14 protein-coding genes and 1 pseudogene are annotated in these 17,668 nt (G+C 43.9%); 12 read left to right on the top strand and 3 right to left on the bottom strand.

Annotation, left to right across the window (positions count from 1 at the left end; translation table 11 throughout):
* Window positions 1-8: 8 nt before the first annotated feature.
* Window positions 9-953, top strand: coding sequence for a formate dehydrogenase subunit beta (fdxH, locus tag PROVALCAL_RS17145; RefSeq protein WP_006663242.1), 945 nt, complete (start codon window positions 9-11; stop codon window positions 951-953).
* Window positions 950-1,606 (top strand): formate dehydrogenase cytochrome b556 subunit, encoded by a 657-nt coding sequence (fdoI, locus tag PROVALCAL_RS17140; RefSeq protein WP_006660603.1) that lies wholly within the window; start codon window positions 950-952, stop codon window positions 1,604-1,606. The genes fdxH and fdoI overlap by 4 nt, the downstream gene beginning before the upstream one ends.
* 231 nt (window positions 1,607-1,837) lie before the next feature.
* On the opposite strand, the gene PROVALCAL_RS17135 is transcribed toward fdoI, so the two are convergent.
* Entirely contained in the window at window positions 1,838-2,491 is a 654-nt protein-coding gene (locus tag PROVALCAL_RS17135; RefSeq protein ID WP_006660601.1) for a YoaK family protein, read from the bottom strand.
* A 312-nt stretch (window positions 2,492-2,803) separates the two neighbouring features.
* On the opposite strand from PROVALCAL_RS17135, the gene fdhE reads away from it, so the two are divergent.
* The 6 genes and pseudogenes from fdhE to PROVALCAL_RS17105 all read left to right on the top strand — a co-directional run bounded on the left by fdhE (window position 2,804) and on the right by PROVALCAL_RS17105 (window position 11,052).
* The gene (gene fdhE, locus PROVALCAL_RS17130; protein WP_039862320.1) at window positions 2,804-3,739 is read left to right on the top strand and encodes a formate dehydrogenase accessory protein FdhE; all 936 of its coding nucleotides are present in this window, start codon (window positions 2,804-2,806) and stop codon (window positions 3,737-3,739) included.
* 31 nt (window positions 3,740-3,770) lie between these two features.
* Window positions 3,771-5,162 carry an L-seryl-tRNA(Sec) selenium transferase gene (gene selA / locus PROVALCAL_RS17125; protein WP_006660599.1) on the top strand — a complete coding sequence of 464 codons (1,392 nt, stop codon included), beginning with the start codon at window positions 3,771-3,773 and terminating at the stop codon, window positions 5,160-5,162.
* Window positions 5,159-7,026 (top strand): annotated as a pseudogene (gene selB, locus PROVALCAL_RS17120) (selenocysteine-specific translation elongation factor). Before selA ends, selB begins: the two are co-directional and overlap by 4 nt.
* Window positions 7,027-7,098: 72 nt before the next feature.
* Window positions 7,099-8,757 carry an LTA synthase family protein gene (locus PROVALCAL_RS17115; RefSeq protein ID WP_006660597.1) on the top strand — a complete coding sequence of 553 codons (1,659 nt, stop codon included), beginning with the start codon at window positions 7,099-7,101 and terminating at the stop codon, window positions 8,755-8,757.
* Between the two features lie 66 nt (window positions 8,758-8,823).
* A complete protein-coding gene (locus tag PROVALCAL_RS17110) occupies window positions 8,824-9,825 on the top strand; it encodes an NAD-dependent epimerase (RefSeq protein WP_006660596.1) in 1,002 nt (333 codons plus the stop codon).
* Window positions 9,826-9,885: 60 nt separating this feature from the next.
* Complete coding sequence (locus PROVALCAL_RS17105) at window positions 9,886-11,052, top strand: nucleotide sugar dehydrogenase (protein WP_006660595.1); 1,167 nt, start codon at window positions 9,886-9,888, stop codon at window positions 11,050-11,052.
* Between the two features lie 95 nt (window positions 11,053-11,147).
* Here PROVALCAL_RS17105 and PROVALCAL_RS17100 read toward each other — a convergent pair whose 3' ends face one another.
* Complete coding sequence (locus tag PROVALCAL_RS17100) at window positions 11,148-12,350, bottom strand: ROK family protein (RefSeq protein ID WP_039862318.1); 1,203 nt, start codon at window positions 12,348-12,350, stop codon at window positions 11,148-11,150.
* A gap of 202 nt (window positions 12,351-12,552) precedes the next feature.
* On the opposite strand from PROVALCAL_RS17100, the gene PROVALCAL_RS17095 reads away from it, so the two are divergent.
* The 3 genes from PROVALCAL_RS17095 (at window position 12,553) to PROVALCAL_RS17085 (ending at window position 15,717) form a co-directional block, all read left to right on the top strand.
* The gene (locus PROVALCAL_RS17095) at window positions 12,553-13,371 is read left to right on the top strand and encodes a purine-nucleoside phosphorylase (RefSeq protein ID WP_006660593.1); all 819 of its coding nucleotides are present in this window, start codon (window positions 12,553-12,555) and stop codon (window positions 13,369-13,371) included.
* Between the two features lie 117 nt (window positions 13,372-13,488).
* Window positions 13,489-14,745 carry a nucleoside permease gene (locus tag PROVALCAL_RS17090; RefSeq protein WP_006660592.1) on the top strand — a complete coding sequence of 419 codons (1,257 nt, stop codon included), beginning with the start codon at window positions 13,489-13,491 and terminating at the stop codon, window positions 14,743-14,745.
* 327 nt (window positions 14,746-15,072) lie between these two features.
* Window positions 15,073-15,717, top strand: coding sequence for a Qnr family pentapeptide repeat protein (locus PROVALCAL_RS17085; protein ID WP_006660591.1), 645 nt, complete (start codon window positions 15,073-15,075; stop codon window positions 15,715-15,717).
* A gap of 140 nt (window positions 15,718-15,857) precedes the next feature.
* Here PROVALCAL_RS17085 and PROVALCAL_RS17080 read toward each other — a convergent pair whose 3' ends face one another.
* Complete coding sequence (locus tag PROVALCAL_RS17080; RefSeq protein WP_006663234.1) at window positions 15,858-16,721, bottom strand: YicC/YloC family endoribonuclease; 864 nt, start codon at window positions 16,719-16,721, stop codon at window positions 15,858-15,860.
* 123 nt (window positions 16,722-16,844) lie between these two features.
* Here PROVALCAL_RS17080 and rph point away from each other — a divergent pair, with 123 nt between their 5' ends.
* Entirely contained in the window at window positions 16,845-17,558 is a 714-nt protein-coding gene (gene rph, locus PROVALCAL_RS17075) for a ribonuclease PH (RefSeq protein ID WP_006660589.1), read from the top strand.
* Window positions 17,559-17,668: the final 110 nt, after the last annotated feature.

Here is a 17,668-nt window from a genome sequence, read left to right as displayed (position 1 = left end):
GATAAATTATGTCAATGCAATCACAGGACATTATTCGTCGCTCTGCCACCAATTCCCTGACTCCCGCACCTCAGGTGCGGGACTATAAGGAAGAAGTTGCAAAGCTGATTGACGTCACAACCTGTATCGGCTGTAAAGCGTGTCAGGTTGCGTGTTCCGAATGGAACGATATCCGTGACAAAATCGGGACTAACGTTGGGGTGTATGACAACCCAACGGATTTAACCGCGAAGTCATGGACGGTTATGCGCTTCTCTGAAGTTGAAGAGAACGATAAATTTGAGTGGCTGATCCGTAAAGATGGCTGTATGCACTGCGCTGACCCTGGCTGTCTGAAGGCATGTCCATCAGAAGGCGCTATCGTCCAGTACAAAAACGGTATCGTGGATTTCCAATCTGAGCACTGTATCGGTTGTGGTTATTGTATCGCAGGTTGCCCGTTCAACGTGCCACGCATCAACAAGGAAGACAACCGTGCTTACAAATGTACGCTGTGTGTTGACCGTGTTGAAGTCGGTCAAGAGCCAGCGTGTGTGAAAACATGTCCAACAGGAGCCATTCACTTTGGTTCGAAGGAAGACATGATTGGCATGGCTGGTGAGCGTGTTGAAGAGCTGAAAACGCGTGGTTATGCAAATGCAGGTTTATACGATCCGCAAGGTGTGGGTGGTACGCACGTTATGTACGTATTGCATCACGCGGATAAGCCGCAGTTGTATCATGGGTTACCTGAAAATCCGACCATCAGTCCAACAGTCACCTTCTGGAAAGGTATCTGGAAACCGATGGCAGCGGTAGGTTTTGCTGCAACATTTGCGGCGGCGATTTTCCACTATGTGGGAATTGGTCCAAACCGCGTCTCCAAGAAAGATGAAGAAGAGGCTCTAGAAGATTTGCATGATGCAATGTCATCTGACACTTCGAAATCAAAAGAAGGGGAGGATCAGAAATGATGCCAGATGATAATGACAAAATTATTCGCCACAAACCGATTGAAAGGATCAATCACTGGGCGGTTGTGATTTGCTTCTTGTTCACTGCCATCAGCGGGTTGGGTTTTTTCTTCCCATCCTTGAACTGGTTTATGAACATTTTAGGCACTCCACAGCTGTCTCGAATTTTGCATCCATTCGTGGGTACGGCGATGTTCCTGCTGTTCGTGTTTATGTTCTTCCGTTATTTTCACCATAACTTCATCAATAAAGATGATATCAAGTGGGCGAAAAATATCGGTAAGGTCCTGAAAAACGAAGAAGCTGGTGATGTAGGTCAATACAACCTTGGTCAAAAAGGGGTGTATTGGGTCGTCACTATCTGCTTGTTGGCACTGGTTGTGAGTGGCGTGATTATGTGGCGTCCATTCTTTGCGGATTACTTCCCAATTCCAGTGTATCGCGCAGCGATTATTATTCACTCGCTGTCAGCTATTGGCTTGATCCTGATGATTATCGTTCACGCTTATGCAGCAATCTGGGTCAAAGGCTCAGTACGTGCGATGGTTGAAGGTTGGGTAACACGTGGTTGGGCGAGAAAGCACCACCCGCGTTGGTATCGTGAGCTGGTTGCTAAAGAGAAACAGCAGAAAGAGCAGCAAGAGAAAAACTAAGGGTTTTATCTCTCCCTATTAAGCCCACAACTCTGTTGTGGGCTTGGCTTGCTGACAAAGAGGGATAAAAGCGTGGTTTTTCCCTCTTTGTGTTATCAGGCGAAAATCAATAAATTGATTTTCCTTGTTAATTTTACAATCCAAAAGAGCCATTTCCAAACCGAATGGGTTTGTCAATGGTCTGAGCCCACAACTCTGTTGTGGGCTTTTTTATGGTGAAAAAGGGTTGGGTTAATCACGGATTGTAAAGCTATAAATCAGTGCACATCCCAAGAGAAGTAATACCGCAGAGAATCCGACGTACTGGTAATGAACGGATAACACCCCGCCGGCTAAGCCACCCGCAATAAACGAGAGTACCGCAAACAGTAAGACTTTTTTGCTACTGTCACCGGAGACGTTTTTCAAAAAGGCATTAATGCAGGATGTCGTCATACCAGTCACATAGGTTGAATGGATCCCGACAGTTCCCGCCTTATTAAAGTAACCATTCTGAATCCCCATTGATAAGCTAATGAGTAAAATGGCTAAGTCTGGGGAATATAACGGCTGGATGAAAAAGTAAACAATAAAAACACTGCTAAAAATTATAAATACCAGACCTAGGACAAAGCGGTATAACACAATTGCGCTATGCTTGAGCCTAACCCACGAACCCAAAAATGTTCCTGCAAAAAATCCTAATATGGAGATTGCAGAGAGGAGTAGCATACCAATATTCATTTTGGCGAGGTAAATCATACTGAGAATGCTATTTCCCGTCAGATGACCGGTAAAAACTTCAAATATGACAAATGAACAGGCATCGACAAATCCGCCAATAAAGGCAAGCAATAAAAAGAAAGGTGTGTGAGACTTCGCTTCGAAGTTAAATAATGACGTCATATTGTCACCTTATGTGCGGAGAAAGTGTATACCATTATATGCGGCAATCTAATCAACATCATGGAAATAACGGTATTTATATCAAATAAAAACACCCTAATATGAATTTGTTATTCCCTTATATAATTAAGGGTTAATGACGGTGAATATTCGAGGGCTAGAGTAGCCTATCAGTGACTTTTGTTTTATCCTGACGGGTACAACGGCAAGACTTGCTGGTTAATCGAATATTTTCTTAGAGGCTTGCGGGGAAATGCGAATAGGCAATTTCTCGGAGTAAGTTGTTATAAAAAATATAAAAGAGAGAGAGCAATGGGTATTCGTATCGTCCCGAAAGAAGAATTAGGTCAAGAAAGATTAAAAGAGAAAGGCATCGGTTTTATTCCGCCTGTTTTATTCCCGAATTTAAAAAACCTTTACCAACGTCGTGCCGAAAGATTGAAAGAATTAGGCATTGGTGAGCATCCTTTTGCAGATTATCTGAACTTCGCCGCTGAAGTGGCAACAGCGCAAAATAATGCTCAACATGACAATCCATTAGAGATGGACATGGAAGCGGTTTTAGCTCGTGCAACGGCAACAAATACGCCACCATTAGATGCAAAAACGTTCCCTCGCACGGCACATTGGCACAAATTACTGACTTCAATCATTGCTGAATTGATGCCGATCGTACCGGATTCTGTACGTACTGCCCTTGAAAACTTAGAAAAAGCATCTGAAGTTGAACTCGAAGAGATGGCAACTGCGTTATTAAACGAACAGTTCGAAAAAGTCCCTGCGGATAAATCGATGTTTATCTGGGCGGCATTGTCTGTGTATTGGGCGCAGATGGCAGCAAATATTCCAGGTAAAGCGCGAGCTGAACATGGCGACCATCGTCATTTTTGCCCTGTATGCAACAGCATGCCAGTATCGAGCATTGTCCAAATTGGTACAACTCAAGGCTTACGTTATCTGCACTGCACGTTGTGTGAAACAGAGTGGCACATGGTCCGTGTGAAATGCAGTAACTGCGAACAAACTCGCGATCTGAACTACTGGTCACTGGATGATGAAAATGCAGCAGTGAAGGCAGAAAGTTGTGGTGACTGCGGCAGTTACTTGAAAGTGCTATATCAAGAAAAAGAAGCGAAAGTGGAAGCCGTGGCAGATGATTTAGCCTCGATCATTTTAGATGCACGTATGGAAGAAGAAGGTTTTGCCCGTAGCAGCATTAACCCGTTCTTATTCCCCGGCGAAAAATAACCGTTAGCAGCACAGTAAGAGAAGAGTGACTATGGCTGAATCAAATGCCGCGCTATATCGTCAACTGCCAGCCATCGACAAGCTTTTGCAATTCGATGAAGCGCAAATATTGGTGGAAAAATCGGGTTTGCATTGGGTAACCGAATGTTTACGAGAAATGCAGGAACAAGCTCGAACGTCTATTGCACAAGACGGATGTTTACCGGATTGGCACGGTGATTGGTTAGCAGAACTTTCTGTTCGCCATGATAGGCTGCAACAAAGCGCATTAAGAAACGTCTACAATTTGACGGGGACAGTGTTGCACACCAATTTAGGGCGTGCAGTGATGTCCAATGCTGCGATTCATGCAGTTTCGCAAGTCATGAGTTCACCCGTTACCTTAGAATACTCTCTCGATGGCGCAATGCGCGGGCATCGTGACCGTGCTCTTGCTGACTTACTGTGTCAACTTACTGGTGCTGAAGATGCCTGTATTGTGAACAACAATGCGGCGGCTGTTTTACTGTTATTAGCGACGGTTGCCCCGCAGCGTGAGGTCATTGTTTCCCGTGGTGAGCTGGTGGAAATTGGGGGGGCATTCCGCGTCCCTGATGTGATGGCTCAAGCGGGATGCAAGTTAGTCGAGGTTGGTACGACTAACCGAACGCATTTACGGGATTATGAAAATGCGATTAATGACCAAACTGGGTTATTAATGAAAGTGCATACCAGTAACTACAGTATTGAAGGTTTTACTGCGGAAGTCGAAGGGGAAGCGCTGGCGGAATTAGGGCAAAAATACCAATTACCGACAGCGATTGATTTAGGCAGTGGCTCCATGATTGATATGACTGCCTATGGGCTACCCGCGGAGCCAATGCCACAAGCATATTTATCTCAAGGCATTGATTTGGTTTCCATCTCTGGAGACAAACTACTAGGAGGTCCTCAGGCGGGGATCATTCTTGGTAAGAAAAAATGGATTGATGCCATTCAAAAACACCCATTAAAACGTGCACTTCGCGTGGATAAAATGGTACTGGCAGCATTAGAAGCGACCCTGAAGCTCTATTTGACGCCGGAAAAATTAACTGCTGAACTTCCAACATTGCGCTGGTTAACGCGTTCTCAAGATACTATCAAACAGAGTGCCGACAATATTTTAGTGAAGCTACAAGCGTATTATGGCGACCGTTTTTTCGTGGAAGCGGAACCGTGTTTGTCGCAGATTGGTAGTGGTTCACTGCCCGTAGACCGATTACCGAGCTACGCCATTACGTTTGCTCCCCTTGATGGGAAAGGCGGCGGCTTAGAACGTCTTGCTAGCGATTGGCGTCAATTACCTCAACCCGTGATTGGTCGTTTAAAAGATGGCAAATTATGGTTAGACCTACGCTGTCTTGATGATGAACACGGATTAGTACAGGCTTTATTGTCATGATTTTTGCGACTGCGGGTCATGTTGACCATGGTAAAACATCCTTAATTCAAGCGCTGACAGGCGTTAATACGGCGCACTTGCCGGAAGAAAAAAACGGGGAATGACCATTGATCTTGGCTATGCTTATTGGTCTCAGTCAGATGGGTGTTCAATCGGTTTTATTGACGTTCCTGGGCATGAAAAATTCCTCGCTAACATGTTGGCGGGTATTGGTGGTATTAACCACGCACTGTTAGTGGTCGCCTGTGATGATGGGGTGATGGCTCAAACCCTTGAGCACCTCGCTATTTTACGTCTTGCGGGCTGCCAAGCTATTACGGTTGTTTTAACGAAAGCCGACCGTGTTGATGCGCATCGCGTGGATGAAGTCACTCAACAAGTTCAATCAGAGCTGCGCCGTCAAGGTTGGTTAAATGCTCCCCTCTTTATCACGTCAGCCAGTACAGGATTAGGTATTGATGAACTGCGCCAATACCTACAACAGCTGCATCAACAACAAGATGCTGATATCGATTTGCAACGACGTTTTCGTTTAGCGATTGACCGTATTTTCCATGTGAAAGGCGCGGGGATTGTGGTAACAGGAACGGCGCTGGCAGGCAAAGTGAGTGTAGGTGAGTCTTTATGGGTCACGGGGGCAGATACCCCAGTGCGTATTCGTGGGATCCATCGCCAAAACCAAATGGCCGAGTTTGCGCAAGCAGGAGACCGTGTTGCACTTAACTTAACCGGGAATATCGATAAAGAGTCGATCACCCGTGGTGATTGGTTACTTGCAGAACAGCCTGCGTTTATTGCATCTCGTGTGATTGTGGAGCTCGCGTGTGATGCCCCACTCAAGCATTGGCAGCCAGTGCACCTTTACCATGGTGCTAGCCATATTACAGGGCGAGTCTCCTTGCTCACAGAAGTGGGCGAAACGCCGATGTTGGCTGAGTTGATTTTAGATACACCACTGTGGCTGGTGGATAACGATCGCTTAATTATCCGTGATATCAGTGCACGACAAACGCTGGCGGGCGCTCGAGTTATCCGCTTAGTCTCTCCGCGTCGTGGTAAAAGACAGCCTGAATTTCTTGATTGGTTATCCCGCCTGTGTACAACGAATGATGAGCTTACACAGCTGAACTTACAGCTACCCAGCGGTGAGCTAAACTTAAACAACTACGGTTGGGCGCGTCAGCTCACCCAATTCGCATTAAATTCGCTATTGGAGCAAGTGGCAATTGTGCGTGTCGGGGATGTGGTGTTGTCTGAGTTTAAAGCGCAGGTTGCCAAAGATAAGCTTATCCAATCCCTTGAAAACTTTAATGAAGTTCATAGCGATCAGATTGGCGTTGGTAAAGCGCGTTTAAAACGCATGGCATTACCCACGATGGAAGAAAACTTGGTCTTCAAACTGATTAACGATTTGATTGCCGAGGGAACTATAAAACAGACTCGTGGTTGGCTGCATATGCCGCAACATGGGTTAGTGTTTGATGCGAAACAACAAGAGATTTGGCGACAGGTGGAAGGGCTGTTTTCTCATCCTGAAGCACGTTGGGTTCGCGATATTGCAGCAGAAACAGGTCATGATGAAGACACGATTCGCCGCGTTTTGAAAAAAGCAGCGCAAATGGGACTCATCATTGCGATTGTGAGAGACAGATACTATAGCAGTGAACAAATTCGTCAATTTGCGCAGATTATTTTGCGCTATTGTACTGAGCATGAGGTGATTTTTGCCGCTGATTTTCGTAATGAGCTCGGTATTGGGCGTAAGCTCGCCATCCAAATTTTAGAATTTTTTGACAAGAGTGGTTTCACTCGACGTAAAGAGGATGGGCATTATTTACGAGACAAAGGCATTTTCGTTGAATAAATTGTCGTGTTATCGTCGTTATAATGTTGGCTGTTTTATTAACCCTGATATTTTTTGAATTGTGGAAATCAAATGAATAAAAAACTAATTGCGAGTATTTATCTGGCGCTGATTTTTATTGGCTCGCTATTTTTAGTCTTTGAAAAAAGCGGCGTTATCTACCCAGGTCTGATTTCCATTTGTGTTTATGCTGTCATTTTTGGCGCCCTATTTACGCTGACAGCACGCTGGCTTTTCTCTGCAATTATCACAAGCACCCTGTTTATTATCATCAAAATGTTTAACCAGTTGAAAGTGCACTATTACAAAGAGCAACTTTTCTTCACGGACATTAATTTGATGACGGATACCTCTAACTTAGGGACATTAGGCCACTATTGGTTAGCGGGAGTGGCGGTTCTCGGATTATTTATTCTGCTTATCATCAATGGTGTGATCAGTTGGCGTTTGTCCACACCCTGCAAACGATGGATATCCCGAGTGGTGAGTGTGCTTATGATTGTTGTAGGGTATTTCGGTGCTGATTGGGCAAGTACGCATTACTTCGATAAATGGTCACAAACCTTACCTAAAGGGCGTGGTACAGTCACTAACTTGGTTATGTCTGCACAGAATGCAAAATATAAATCACCGCATTTTGTAGGCGATTCCAGCTATTTCGAACAAAAAGCCGCGAATATTTCTCTTGCGAATAACGCGCAAACCGAAAAGCCTGACATTGTATTGCTATTACAAGAATCTACAGTTAATCCAACAGTTTACGATTTTCCTGCGGGAACTAAATTGCCAGAGTTATTTATGTTCCAGCAAGATGCTAATTTGGTTGCACACAGTCCGATGCGCGTACAAACCTTTGGCGGTGGTACGTGGTTATCCGAATTTTCGGCATTAACTGGATTAAATAGCGATGATTTTGGTGCACAAAAAAGTGGCGTGTTCTATTTTGTCGTTGACCATTTAAATAACAGCTTATTTAAAGAGATGAAAGCGAATGGCTATTATACGGTCGTACTGACGCCGTTTAATAAAGGGGCTTATCACTCTGGGCATGCATATGAAACCTTGGGGGTTGACCGAATTATTCAACCGCAGGAGTTGGGTTACCCAGGTAAGTTGCAAGATAATTTATGGACGATCAGCACGGAAGATATGCTGAAGTATGTGAAAGAAATTTTGGCACAAGAAACCGATAAACCGGTCTTTATTTTCTCTTTAACCATGTATGAACACGGGCCTTATAAAGAGGGACACAGTGATGATTATGGGATTAAAGATAAACTTGATAATAAAGATTCAGCCGGTGAGTTTAGTCACTATATGGAAAAAATTGTCCACTCAGATGATGCTATTCGTGATTTTGTTGCGTTTATGGAAAAACGTCAACGTCCACTTATGTTCCTCTATTTTGGGGATCATCAACCGGGTATCAGTTTAAATAAATACCAGTCTCCATTCTCTTCACCTGCGTATACAACGCAGTTCACCTTACGAGATAATCTGAAATCAGGCACTTCAATAAAGTCGGGCGAATTAACAGATATTTCATTCTTAGGTGGAATGTTATTGGAACGTGCAAATCTCAAAGTATCACCGTTTTATGAAGCCAATATTAAGATGCGCCATTTGTGTGACGGTAAACTAAATGACTGTGAAGATAAGCAGTTACTCGATGGTTACCGCCACTATGTTTATCATGTGCTGGGTGTCGCTAATAAAGATGAGGCTAAGTAGTTTATCTCTAATTAATGCTAGAATATTGATAAACCCATCATTTAATAACGAAAGAAGATAACAAATATGAAATATTTGGTCACGGGAAGTGCTGGATTTATTGGTTTTAGATTGTGCCAAAGACTGTTAGAAAATGGGCATGAAGTTGTCGGTATCGACAACATGAACGCTTATTACGATCAGGGTTTGAAACAGTCTCGCCTGCATATTCTTGAACAATATCCGCAGTTCCGCTTTATTCCTCTTGATATCACAGACCGTGAAAAAGTGTTGGTGCTGTGTACTCAAGAGAATTTTGACCGCGTTATCCATCTTGCAGCACAGGCAGGGGTGCGTTACTCATTACAAAACCCCTTTGCCTATGCAGACAGTAATCTGAATGGGCACTTGGCGATTTTAGAAGGTTGCCGCCAAGCGAAAGTGAAGCATTTAGTGTATGCCTCTTCAAGTTCCGTGTATGGCGTGACAGATAAAATGCCATTTACGACTGACATGCCAACCGATCACCCTGTTTCATTGTATGCGGCAACCAAAAAAGCCAATGAGCTGATGGCGCATTCCTATTCACACTTGTATCAACTTCCGACAACGGGTTTACGCTTCTTCACTGTGTATGGTCCATGGGGGCGCCCAGATATGGCGCTGTTTAAATTCACCAAGGCTATCTTAGCGGGGGAGCCCATCGATGTTTATAATAATGGTAATCTGAGCCGTGATTTCACGTTCATTGATGATATTGTTGAAGGTGTTATTCGTATTTCAGATATAATCCCGCAAGCAGATCCGCAAAATCATTCAGATTCTCCAGCGCAAAGCAGCGCTCCTTACCGCATTTATAATATTGGTAACGGACAGCCTGTGAAGCTGATCGATTTTATTTCGGCATTGGAAAAGGCATTAGGGAAAGAAGCCATTAAGAACTTCTTACCAATGCAAGCGGGTGATGTTTACACGACATGGGCAGACACCGAAGACTTATTTAATGTCACTGGTTATCGCCCACACGTTTCTATTGAGCAGGGTGTTCAGGCGTTTGTTGACTGGTATAAATCGTATTACCACCGCTAATACCGATCATCAATATCATCTACCACCTGTAATATCCGCAGAAGGATTTGAGAGGCAAGTTTGAAAATAGCAATCGCAGGGACCGGCTACGTCGGTCTGTCTAACGCCATGTTACTGTCACAACACCACGAAGTGGTGGCGGTCGATATCATCCCTGAAAAAGTGGCGATGCTGAACAATAAGCAATCCCCGATTATCGACACTGAAATCGAACAGTTTTTAACGGAAAAACAGCTGAACTTCCGTGCGACCGAAGATAAAGTCGAAGCCTATACTGGCGCGCAATACGTGATTGTTGCCACCCCTACGGATTACGACCCAAAAACCAACTACTTCAACACCAATTCAGTCGAGTCCGTCATTCATGATGTGAATAAACTGAACCCAGACGCCACGATTATCGTCAAATCCACCATTCCAGTGGGCTTTACTGCGCGTCTGCGTGAAGAGTTTGGCTACACCAACGTGATTTTCTCCCCGGAGTTCTTACGTGAAGGTCGCGCCCTGTGGGATAACCTGTACCCATCCCGTATTGTGGTGGGTGAGCGTTCTGAACGTGCGCAAATCTTTGCCGACTTATTGTTAGAAGGCGCGATTAAGAAAGACGTCCCAGTGCTGTTCACTGATGGCACTGAAGCGGAAGCCATCAAACTGTTTGCGAACACCTTCTTAGCGATGCGTGTCGCGTACTTCAATGAGTTAGACACCTACGCAGAAAGCCGTGGCTTAAATGCGCGTCAAATCATTGAAGGGGTCTCTTTAGACCCGCGTATCGGCAGCCATTACAATAACCCATCCTTTGGTTACGGTGGGTACTGCTTACCGAAAGATACGAAGCAGTTACTGGCAAACTACGACGATGTGCCAAATAACCTGATTAATGCGATTGTGGAATCTAACCGCACCCGTAAAGATTTTATCTCCGATGCGATTATCGCCAAAGCGCCACGTAAAGTAGGCGTATATCGATTAGTGATGAAAGCGGGCTCTGATAACTTCCGTGCTTCGGCCGTTCAAGGCGTGATGAAACGCATTAAAGCGAAAGGGATTGAAGTGGTGGTTTACGAGCCAGTACTCAAAGAAGACGAATTCTTCCGCTCGAAAGTTATCCGTGATTTAGACGCGTTCAAAGCAGAATGTGACATTATTCTGGCAAACCGTATGGTGCCTGAACTGGACGATGTGGCGGATAAAGTCTATACCCGTGACTTGTTTGGTAATGATTAAGATTAGCTGACGACTTACATAGTCAGCGGTTATTGATAATGAAGAATGCCCCACATGTTGGGGCATTTTTTTGTTTGTTAAGTCTGAGTCGATAACTATTCGGACAGATAGCTTTCCATTACCATTCCCCCCGCGCCTTGCGCGACAATTTCATAGGAATCATTCGCGGGATAAATTTTGGGCTTAATATTGGGAAAAATAGAGAGTTTCTGTTCAATAGATTTTTTGGTCATGTCGAAGAAGTGGTTTTTCGGGGTGAGGGTTCCGCCACAAACCACGACATCGGCTTGGGTTATTAACACGGCGTTGGCAATCGCAATTCCATAGTAATAAGCCGCTTCCTCAAGTGCTTCAAGGCACACTTCATCATTTTGAGCGAGAGCTTGGAAAATAGTGTGGTAGTTAATTTCGGTTTCGGATGTGACGAGTTGGTTAATGACTGATGGTTTGCCAAGTCGAAGATGCTGGATGACGCGTGATTTGATCGCCTGCAAAGAACTGTACTGTTTTAAACAGCCAAATGAGCCGCAATCACAGCGCTGCCCATTGATATCAATTGTGATGTGCCCAAAAGCTTGCGCTGTACTAATTGGTGTCGGAGCGTATTGGTTATTGATGATAGTTGAACTACGAATGTCAGTATCACAGGTTGTGAATAGGAAACGTTGGCTATTCGCTGAATAACGTAACCGGTACTCTGCAAAAGCCGCAAAACTGATCCCACTCCCTAATAGAACGAAGCATGGAACACGCTGTGTAATATATTGATAAAGCTCTTGGATTCTTTCTTTATAGTGGGAATAAGGTACTTTATCGCGCTCTAAAATATGGTCAATGGCAATGCCAATCCCCAATATCTTCTGAGTATCCAATTGATGCTCAGCGAGGAGGTCATCAACGTTATCTAGCAAGTGGTCGAGCATATTTTCGGCAGTTTCAAGATGCTCGTACTTGATTTTAACCTTACCAATAATGTCTAGCTTCAGGTTTTGCAGGACAATCGTAGAGTAAATATCACTCATTTCAATACCCACAAGATAACCATCCGCAGGATTCACGCTGTACAGAATCGGTTTGCGTCCCCCCGTCGATTCTCCGAGCTCAGAGGTCGAGATCAATTGGCACTTACTGAGTTCATCAAGCAATCTGGCACAAGTAGCTGGCTTCATGTTGGCGAGGGACGTCAACATTTCCGCCCTGATTGGTCCGTGGTTGAGGATCAGTCGGTACAGCGTTTTGAGTTTTTGCGTTTTGGAATTTTTAGATGTGCGAAATTCATTCAATAAACGGTGTAACAAGTTCTCCCCCTCCTATTTATATTCGTGATGAACCAAGCCATGCTGGCTTTTATCAAGATTAACAGATTCACATGATGAGTACTTTAATAGATATCATGTTTATCAACATTTTCTCAAAATGAGATTAAGATCGCGGTTAGATTTTTTAATTACGTTATTATCCCAATCATATTCATTATTTGACTTGATTGCGGAGCGCATTATGCACAACACCAAAGATATCTTAGAAAGCTTGAGTTTTATCCAGTCTCGTACAGATGTAAAACCTACCGTTGGGATCATTTTAGGTTCAGGCTTAGGTCCATTTGCCGATACGTTAGAGAATGCGGTGCATATTCCTTATAGCGAGATCCCGCATTTTGCTAAATCTGAGGCGGTGGGTCACGCAAACGAATTAGTGATCGGAACGATAGCGGGCAAAAATGTCGTGGCGATGAAAGGTCGTTTCCATTACTACGAAGGTTTTTCGCTGGATCAAGTGACATTTCCTGTGCGTTTAATGAAAGCATTAGGCGTTGAAAAACTGATTATCACTAACGCATGCGGTGCCGTGAATACTGAGTTTAACCCAGGCGACCTGATGGTGATTACAGATCATATTAACCTGACAGCTAATAACCCATTGATGGGACCAAATAATCCTGAGCTAGGGGTGCGCTTCCTTGATGTTAGTGAAGTGTACAACAAAGAGCTACGCCAAACGATTTTCGATGTAGCAAAAGAGCAAGGCGTGTCTTTGCGTCAAGGTGTATATGCATGGTGGACGGGTCCAACCTATGAAACGCCAGCAGAAATTCGCATGATCAGAACCCTTGGTGCTGATGCAGTCGGTATGTCCACAGTACCTGAAGCACTAGTGGCGCACCATTCTCAGATTAAAACGGTGGGTATTTCCTGCCTGACAAACATGGCATGCGGCATTTTAGAACAACCGCTGAGCCATGACGAAGTGATTGAGACCGCTGAAAAAGTGAAGGCGACCTTCTTAAAATTAGTGACTGGTGTCATCGAGCGCTTCTAACGTCAAGTTACTTAATCTCAAATTAATAGAAAGACAGTGCGGGAACGGTTTTCCTTTAGGACGTTATCGTCAAGCTGAGAATGTCACCCGCCAAACTTACTTCAAACGGAGCCTAGTATGAATATTAAGTCTCGTTTAAAGGTCATGCTTTTTCTGCAATATTTTGTTTGGGGAAGTTGGCTGGTGACATTAGGTGCCTACATGATGAAAACTCTGAGTTTTTCAGGGGCTGAAGTCGGTATGGTCTATAGCTCTAAGGGGGTTGCCGCTATTTTAATGCCCGGTTTAATTGGCATTATTGCGGATAAATATATTCCCGCAAATCGGTTGTATATGATTTGTCATGTGATTTGCGCAGGTTCTCTATTTTATGCCGCGACAGTCACGGATTCTTCCGTCATGTTCTGGGTGATGTTAATCAATGCCATGGCATTTATGCCAACCATTGCGCTGTCTAACACCATCAGCTACTCCTCGTTGAGCCAATATCAGCTAGATTCTGTCGCGAATTTCCCACCAATCCGTGTGTTTGGGACAGTTGGATTTATTGCGGCGATGTGGAGCATCAGCCTATTAAAATTTGAACTCAGTAGCATGCAGCTGTATGTGGCAGGTTGTTGTTCATTACTGTTAGCCATGTATTCTTTCACATTGCCAAAAATGGCAGTCAATAAGCAGGCGATCACCACTAGCTGGATGAGCAAGCTTGGGCTAGATGCATTAGTCCTGTTTAAAAAGCCGATTATGGCGGTCTTTTTTCTGTTTGCGATGTTGCTGGGCGCAGTGCTGCAAATTACCAATACTTTTGGTAGCCCGTTTCTGCATGATTTTGCACGTAACCCACTGTATCAAGACAGTTTAATTGTGCAATACCCATCAATTCTATTATCTGTCTCCCAAATGGCAGAAGTGGCGTTCATTCTCGCTATTCCATTCTTCTTGAAACGGTATGGCATAAAAACCGTCATGTTGCTCAGTATGCTAGCGTGGACATTACGATTTGGTTTCTTCGCATTTGGCGACCCATCGACGATTGGTTTGATGTTCTTAATCATGTCGATGATTGTGTATGGTTGCGCATTCGACTTCTTTAATATCTCCGGTTCTATTTTTATTGAGCAGGAAGTTGACCATCGAATGCGTGCCAGTGCCCAAGGTCTGTTCATGACGATGGTTAATGGGGTTGGCGCATACTTTGGCGCGATATTGAGTGGGTTGGTCGTCGATTACTTTAGCGTGGATGGGGTGAAGGATTGGCAATCAATTTGGCTGGTATTCTCGTCTTATACGGTCATTTTAGCGGTGATTTTCTATTTCTCATTTCACTATAAGCATCAGCGAGAAAAACCGTTGCTGGTCGCTAAAGCGAACTAACTGTTGAGTTTGATTGAATAAAAAAAGCCAGCGAATATGCTGGCTTTAAATTGTTCTAAAAAGTGATAAATCTATTCATTGATCCAGTGACTCAAATGTACGTAGTGACTGGATTCAGAGGGACCCCATTGGGTACAGATTCAATTGGCGCGCTCCAATAAATCGATCAAATAATGTTCAATTTGAGATCTTTGTAAGGGTTCCCTTTGCCACTGCTTTTGTGCTAATACTGTTAGCCATCGACCTGATGATTGCAGGATTTGATATAGACAATATCACCTGCCATTAGCAGAACATTGCAGTTCAATCTTTTTTGAATGGTTTATTATGTTATTAAATGACGAAAAAATAGTGAAAAATCAGTTTAAAGGGACGAGCATCAAAGATGCAGTGTTTTCAAACTGTGATTTTTCAGGCGCTGATTTGACGGATACCGAGTTTCTCAATTGTAGGTTCTATGATAGAGATACTCAAAAAGCGTGCCGTTTTAACCGTTCAATTTTAAAAGATGCCAGCTTTAAAAATTGTGATTTATCCATGGTAGATTTTAGGCATTCACAGGCTCTTGGATTAGAAATCCGAGAGTGTCTTGCTCAAGGGGCTGATTTTCGTGGTGTCAGTTTTATGAATTTGATTACGGCGAAAACATGGTTTTGCTCTGCATATATCACAAAATCGAATCTGAGTTATGCGAATTTTTCTGGGGTTATCTTAGAGAAATGTGAGCTGTGGGAGAATCGCTGGCACGAAACAACGGTTATAGGATCAGTTTTTAGGAATTCAGATCTTTCAGGTGGAGAATTTTCTTCATTTAATTGGAGTGATGCAGATTTTACGGGCTGTGATTTAACGAATTCACAGCTTGGGGCTTTAGATATTAGACGAGTGGATTTTAGTGGCGTTAAGTTAAACGAAGATCAAATCTTTCATTTAATCGATAGCCTCGGCATTATCGTTGTAAGTAACAGTTAATGTAGCTTTATCTCGGTGATGCACCTTAACGGCACACGCTGGCAATGCGTTATTGTGCTTCACTCTGCTATGTACGAATAGTAAAAAGCCAGCGAATTTATTGAATAAGCTGGCTTTGAAGTTATTCTGAAAAGTGAAATTTATTCGATATTTTGAATTTGCTCGCGCATTTGCTCGATCAGCACTTTCAGCTCAACAGCGGAATTAGTCACTTCGCTATTGATAGACTTAGAGGCTAGGGTATTTGACTCACGGTTAAACTCTTGCATCATGAAATCAAGGCGGCGGCCGCTAGCTTCTTTCTTCTTCAGAATATTACGCGTTTCTTTAACGTGAGCTTCTAGTCTGTCTAATTCTTCAGCCACATCGACACGTTGTGCCAATAAAATCAGCTCTTGTTCTAAACGATTGTTTTCTAATTGGATACCCGCTTCGTCTAATTTACTTTGCAGACGTTCACGCTGCCACTGTAGGATTTCTGGCATATGTTGGCGAACTTTGGCAACTTCGACTAAAACGCCATCTAAACGCTGCTCAATGAGACTATGCAGTGCAGCACCTTCGGCTTCACGGCTCTGAATAAAGGCATCGATGGTTTCATCTAAACCCGCCATCAGCTGTTCACTGATAGCATCTAAATCTTGTTCACCCGCAGACATCACGCCAGGCCAACGTAAAATTTCTAATGGGTTAATTTCACCTTCGTGGCTATAATTTTTCACCCAGTTAGCAGCGCTAATCAGTTGACGAGCAAGATCTTCATTCAGAAGTAATTCGCCACGTTGCGCACCATCTAATTCAAAACGCAGGTTACATTCGACTTTACCACGCGTTAATCGGGAACGAAGACGCTCACGGATAACTGGCTCTAGACTACGGAATTGTTCAGGTAAACGGATATAGGTTTCTAAATAACGCTGGTTTACGGAACGCAGCTCCCAAGCCGCATTCCCCCATTCACCCTTGATATCACGGCGGGCAAAAGCAGTCATACTACGGATCATAATTCGTTCCTATCATTCATTAAGATAACAGGATTATAGCGCTATGACGGATGACAGGATAGGCATTATCCGATTAACAACGTATAATACGTGCCAATTTGAGTTGATAACGGAGATAACACCATGCGCCCAGCAGGTAGATTAGCAGATCAGATGCGTCCTATAAAAATTACGCGTAATTATACAAAGCACGCAGAAGGCTCTGTTCTTATTGAGTTTGGCGACACGAAGGTGTTATGTAATGCAACGGTTGAGGAAGGCGTTCCGCGTTTTCTAAAAGGTCAGGGGCAAGGTTGGATAACCGCAGAATATGGCATGTTACCTCGTGCAACCAATTCTCGTAATCAACGTGAAGCGGCAAAGGGTAAACAAACAGGTCGTACGATGGAAATTCAACGACTGATCGCCCGTTCATTACGTGCTGCGGTCGACCTGAAAAAACTCGGAGAGTACACCATTACCTTAGACTGTGATGTTATCCAAGCGGATGGTGGTACACGTACTGCATCTATTTCAGGAGCTTGTGTCGCATTAGTCGATGCCCTGAATAATATGGTTGCTCAAGGTAAATTAGCGAAAAGCCCACTGAAATCTATGGTTGCAGCGGTATCGGTTGGTATCGTAGGGCAAGAAGGCTTATGTGATCTTGAGTATGTGGAAGATTCCGCCGCAGAAACCGATATGAACGTGGTGATGATGGAGGATGGTCGCATGATTGAGGTACAAGGTACCGCAGAAGGTGAGCCGTTCAGCCATGAAGAGTTACTCGAACTACTCGCCCTCGCGAAGACGGGGTTAGACACCATTTTCGAAGCTCAGCGAGAAGCGCTGAAATAGATTTATGATTGAATAGGCGGCTGAAAAGTCGCCTTTTTTATGTCCGCTGTTTATTGATTAAGTTGCTTACTGATAAAGATAAACCGCGAAAGTAGTTCTAATAAAAAAGA

It is taken from the genome of Providencia alcalifaciens DSM 30120, assembly GCF_000173415.1.
In the GTDB taxonomy this organism is placed as follows: Bacteria; Pseudomonadota; Gammaproteobacteria; order Enterobacterales; family Enterobacteriaceae; genus Providencia; species Providencia alcalifaciens.
This window is presented reverse-complemented; position numbering and strand designations above follow the sequence as displayed.

What these genes read in the sequence shown, in the direction of transcription:
- PROVALCAL_RS17095 (WP_006660593.1), top strand. Translation starts at nt 12,553, where the DNA reads ATGCACAACACCAAAGATATCTTAGAAAGCTTGAGTTTTATCCAGTCT.
- fdoI (WP_006660603.1), top strand. Translation starts at nt 950, where the DNA reads ATGATGCCAGATGATAATGACAAAATTATTCGCCACAAACCGATTGAA.
- fdxH (WP_006663242.1), top strand. Translation starts at nt 9, where the DNA reads ATGTCAATGCAATCACAGGACATTATTCGTCGCTCTGCCACCAATTCC.
- PROVALCAL_RS17080 (WP_006663234.1), bottom strand. Translation starts at nt 16,721, where the DNA reads ATGATCCGTAGTATGACTGCTTTTGCCCGCCGTGATATCAAGGGTGAA.
- PROVALCAL_RS17090 (WP_006660592.1), top strand. Translation starts at nt 13,489, where the DNA reads ATGAATATTAAGTCTCGTTTAAAGGTCATGCTTTTTCTGCAATATTTT.
- selA (WP_006660599.1), top strand. Translation starts at nt 3,771, where the DNA reads ATGGCTGAATCAAATGCCGCGCTATATCGTCAACTGCCAGCCATCGAC.
- PROVALCAL_RS17135 (WP_006660601.1), bottom strand. Translation starts at nt 2,491, where the DNA reads ATGACGTCATTATTTAACTTCGAAGCGAAGTCTCACACACCTTTCTTT.
- PROVALCAL_RS17115 (WP_006660597.1), top strand. Translation starts at nt 7,099, where the DNA reads ATGAATAAAAAACTAATTGCGAGTATTTATCTGGCGCTGATTTTTATT.
- fdhE (WP_039862320.1), top strand. Translation starts at nt 2,804, where the DNA reads ATGGGTATTCGTATCGTCCCGAAAGAAGAATTAGGTCAAGAAAGATTA.
- PROVALCAL_RS17085 (WP_006660591.1), top strand. Translation starts at nt 15,073, where the DNA reads ATGTTATTAAATGACGAAAAAATAGTGAAAAATCAGTTTAAAGGGACG.
- PROVALCAL_RS17110 (WP_006660596.1), top strand. Translation starts at nt 8,824, where the DNA reads ATGAAATATTTGGTCACGGGAAGTGCTGGATTTATTGGTTTTAGATTG.
- rph (WP_006660589.1), top strand. Translation starts at nt 16,845, where the DNA reads ATGCGCCCAGCAGGTAGATTAGCAGATCAGATGCGTCCTATAAAAATT.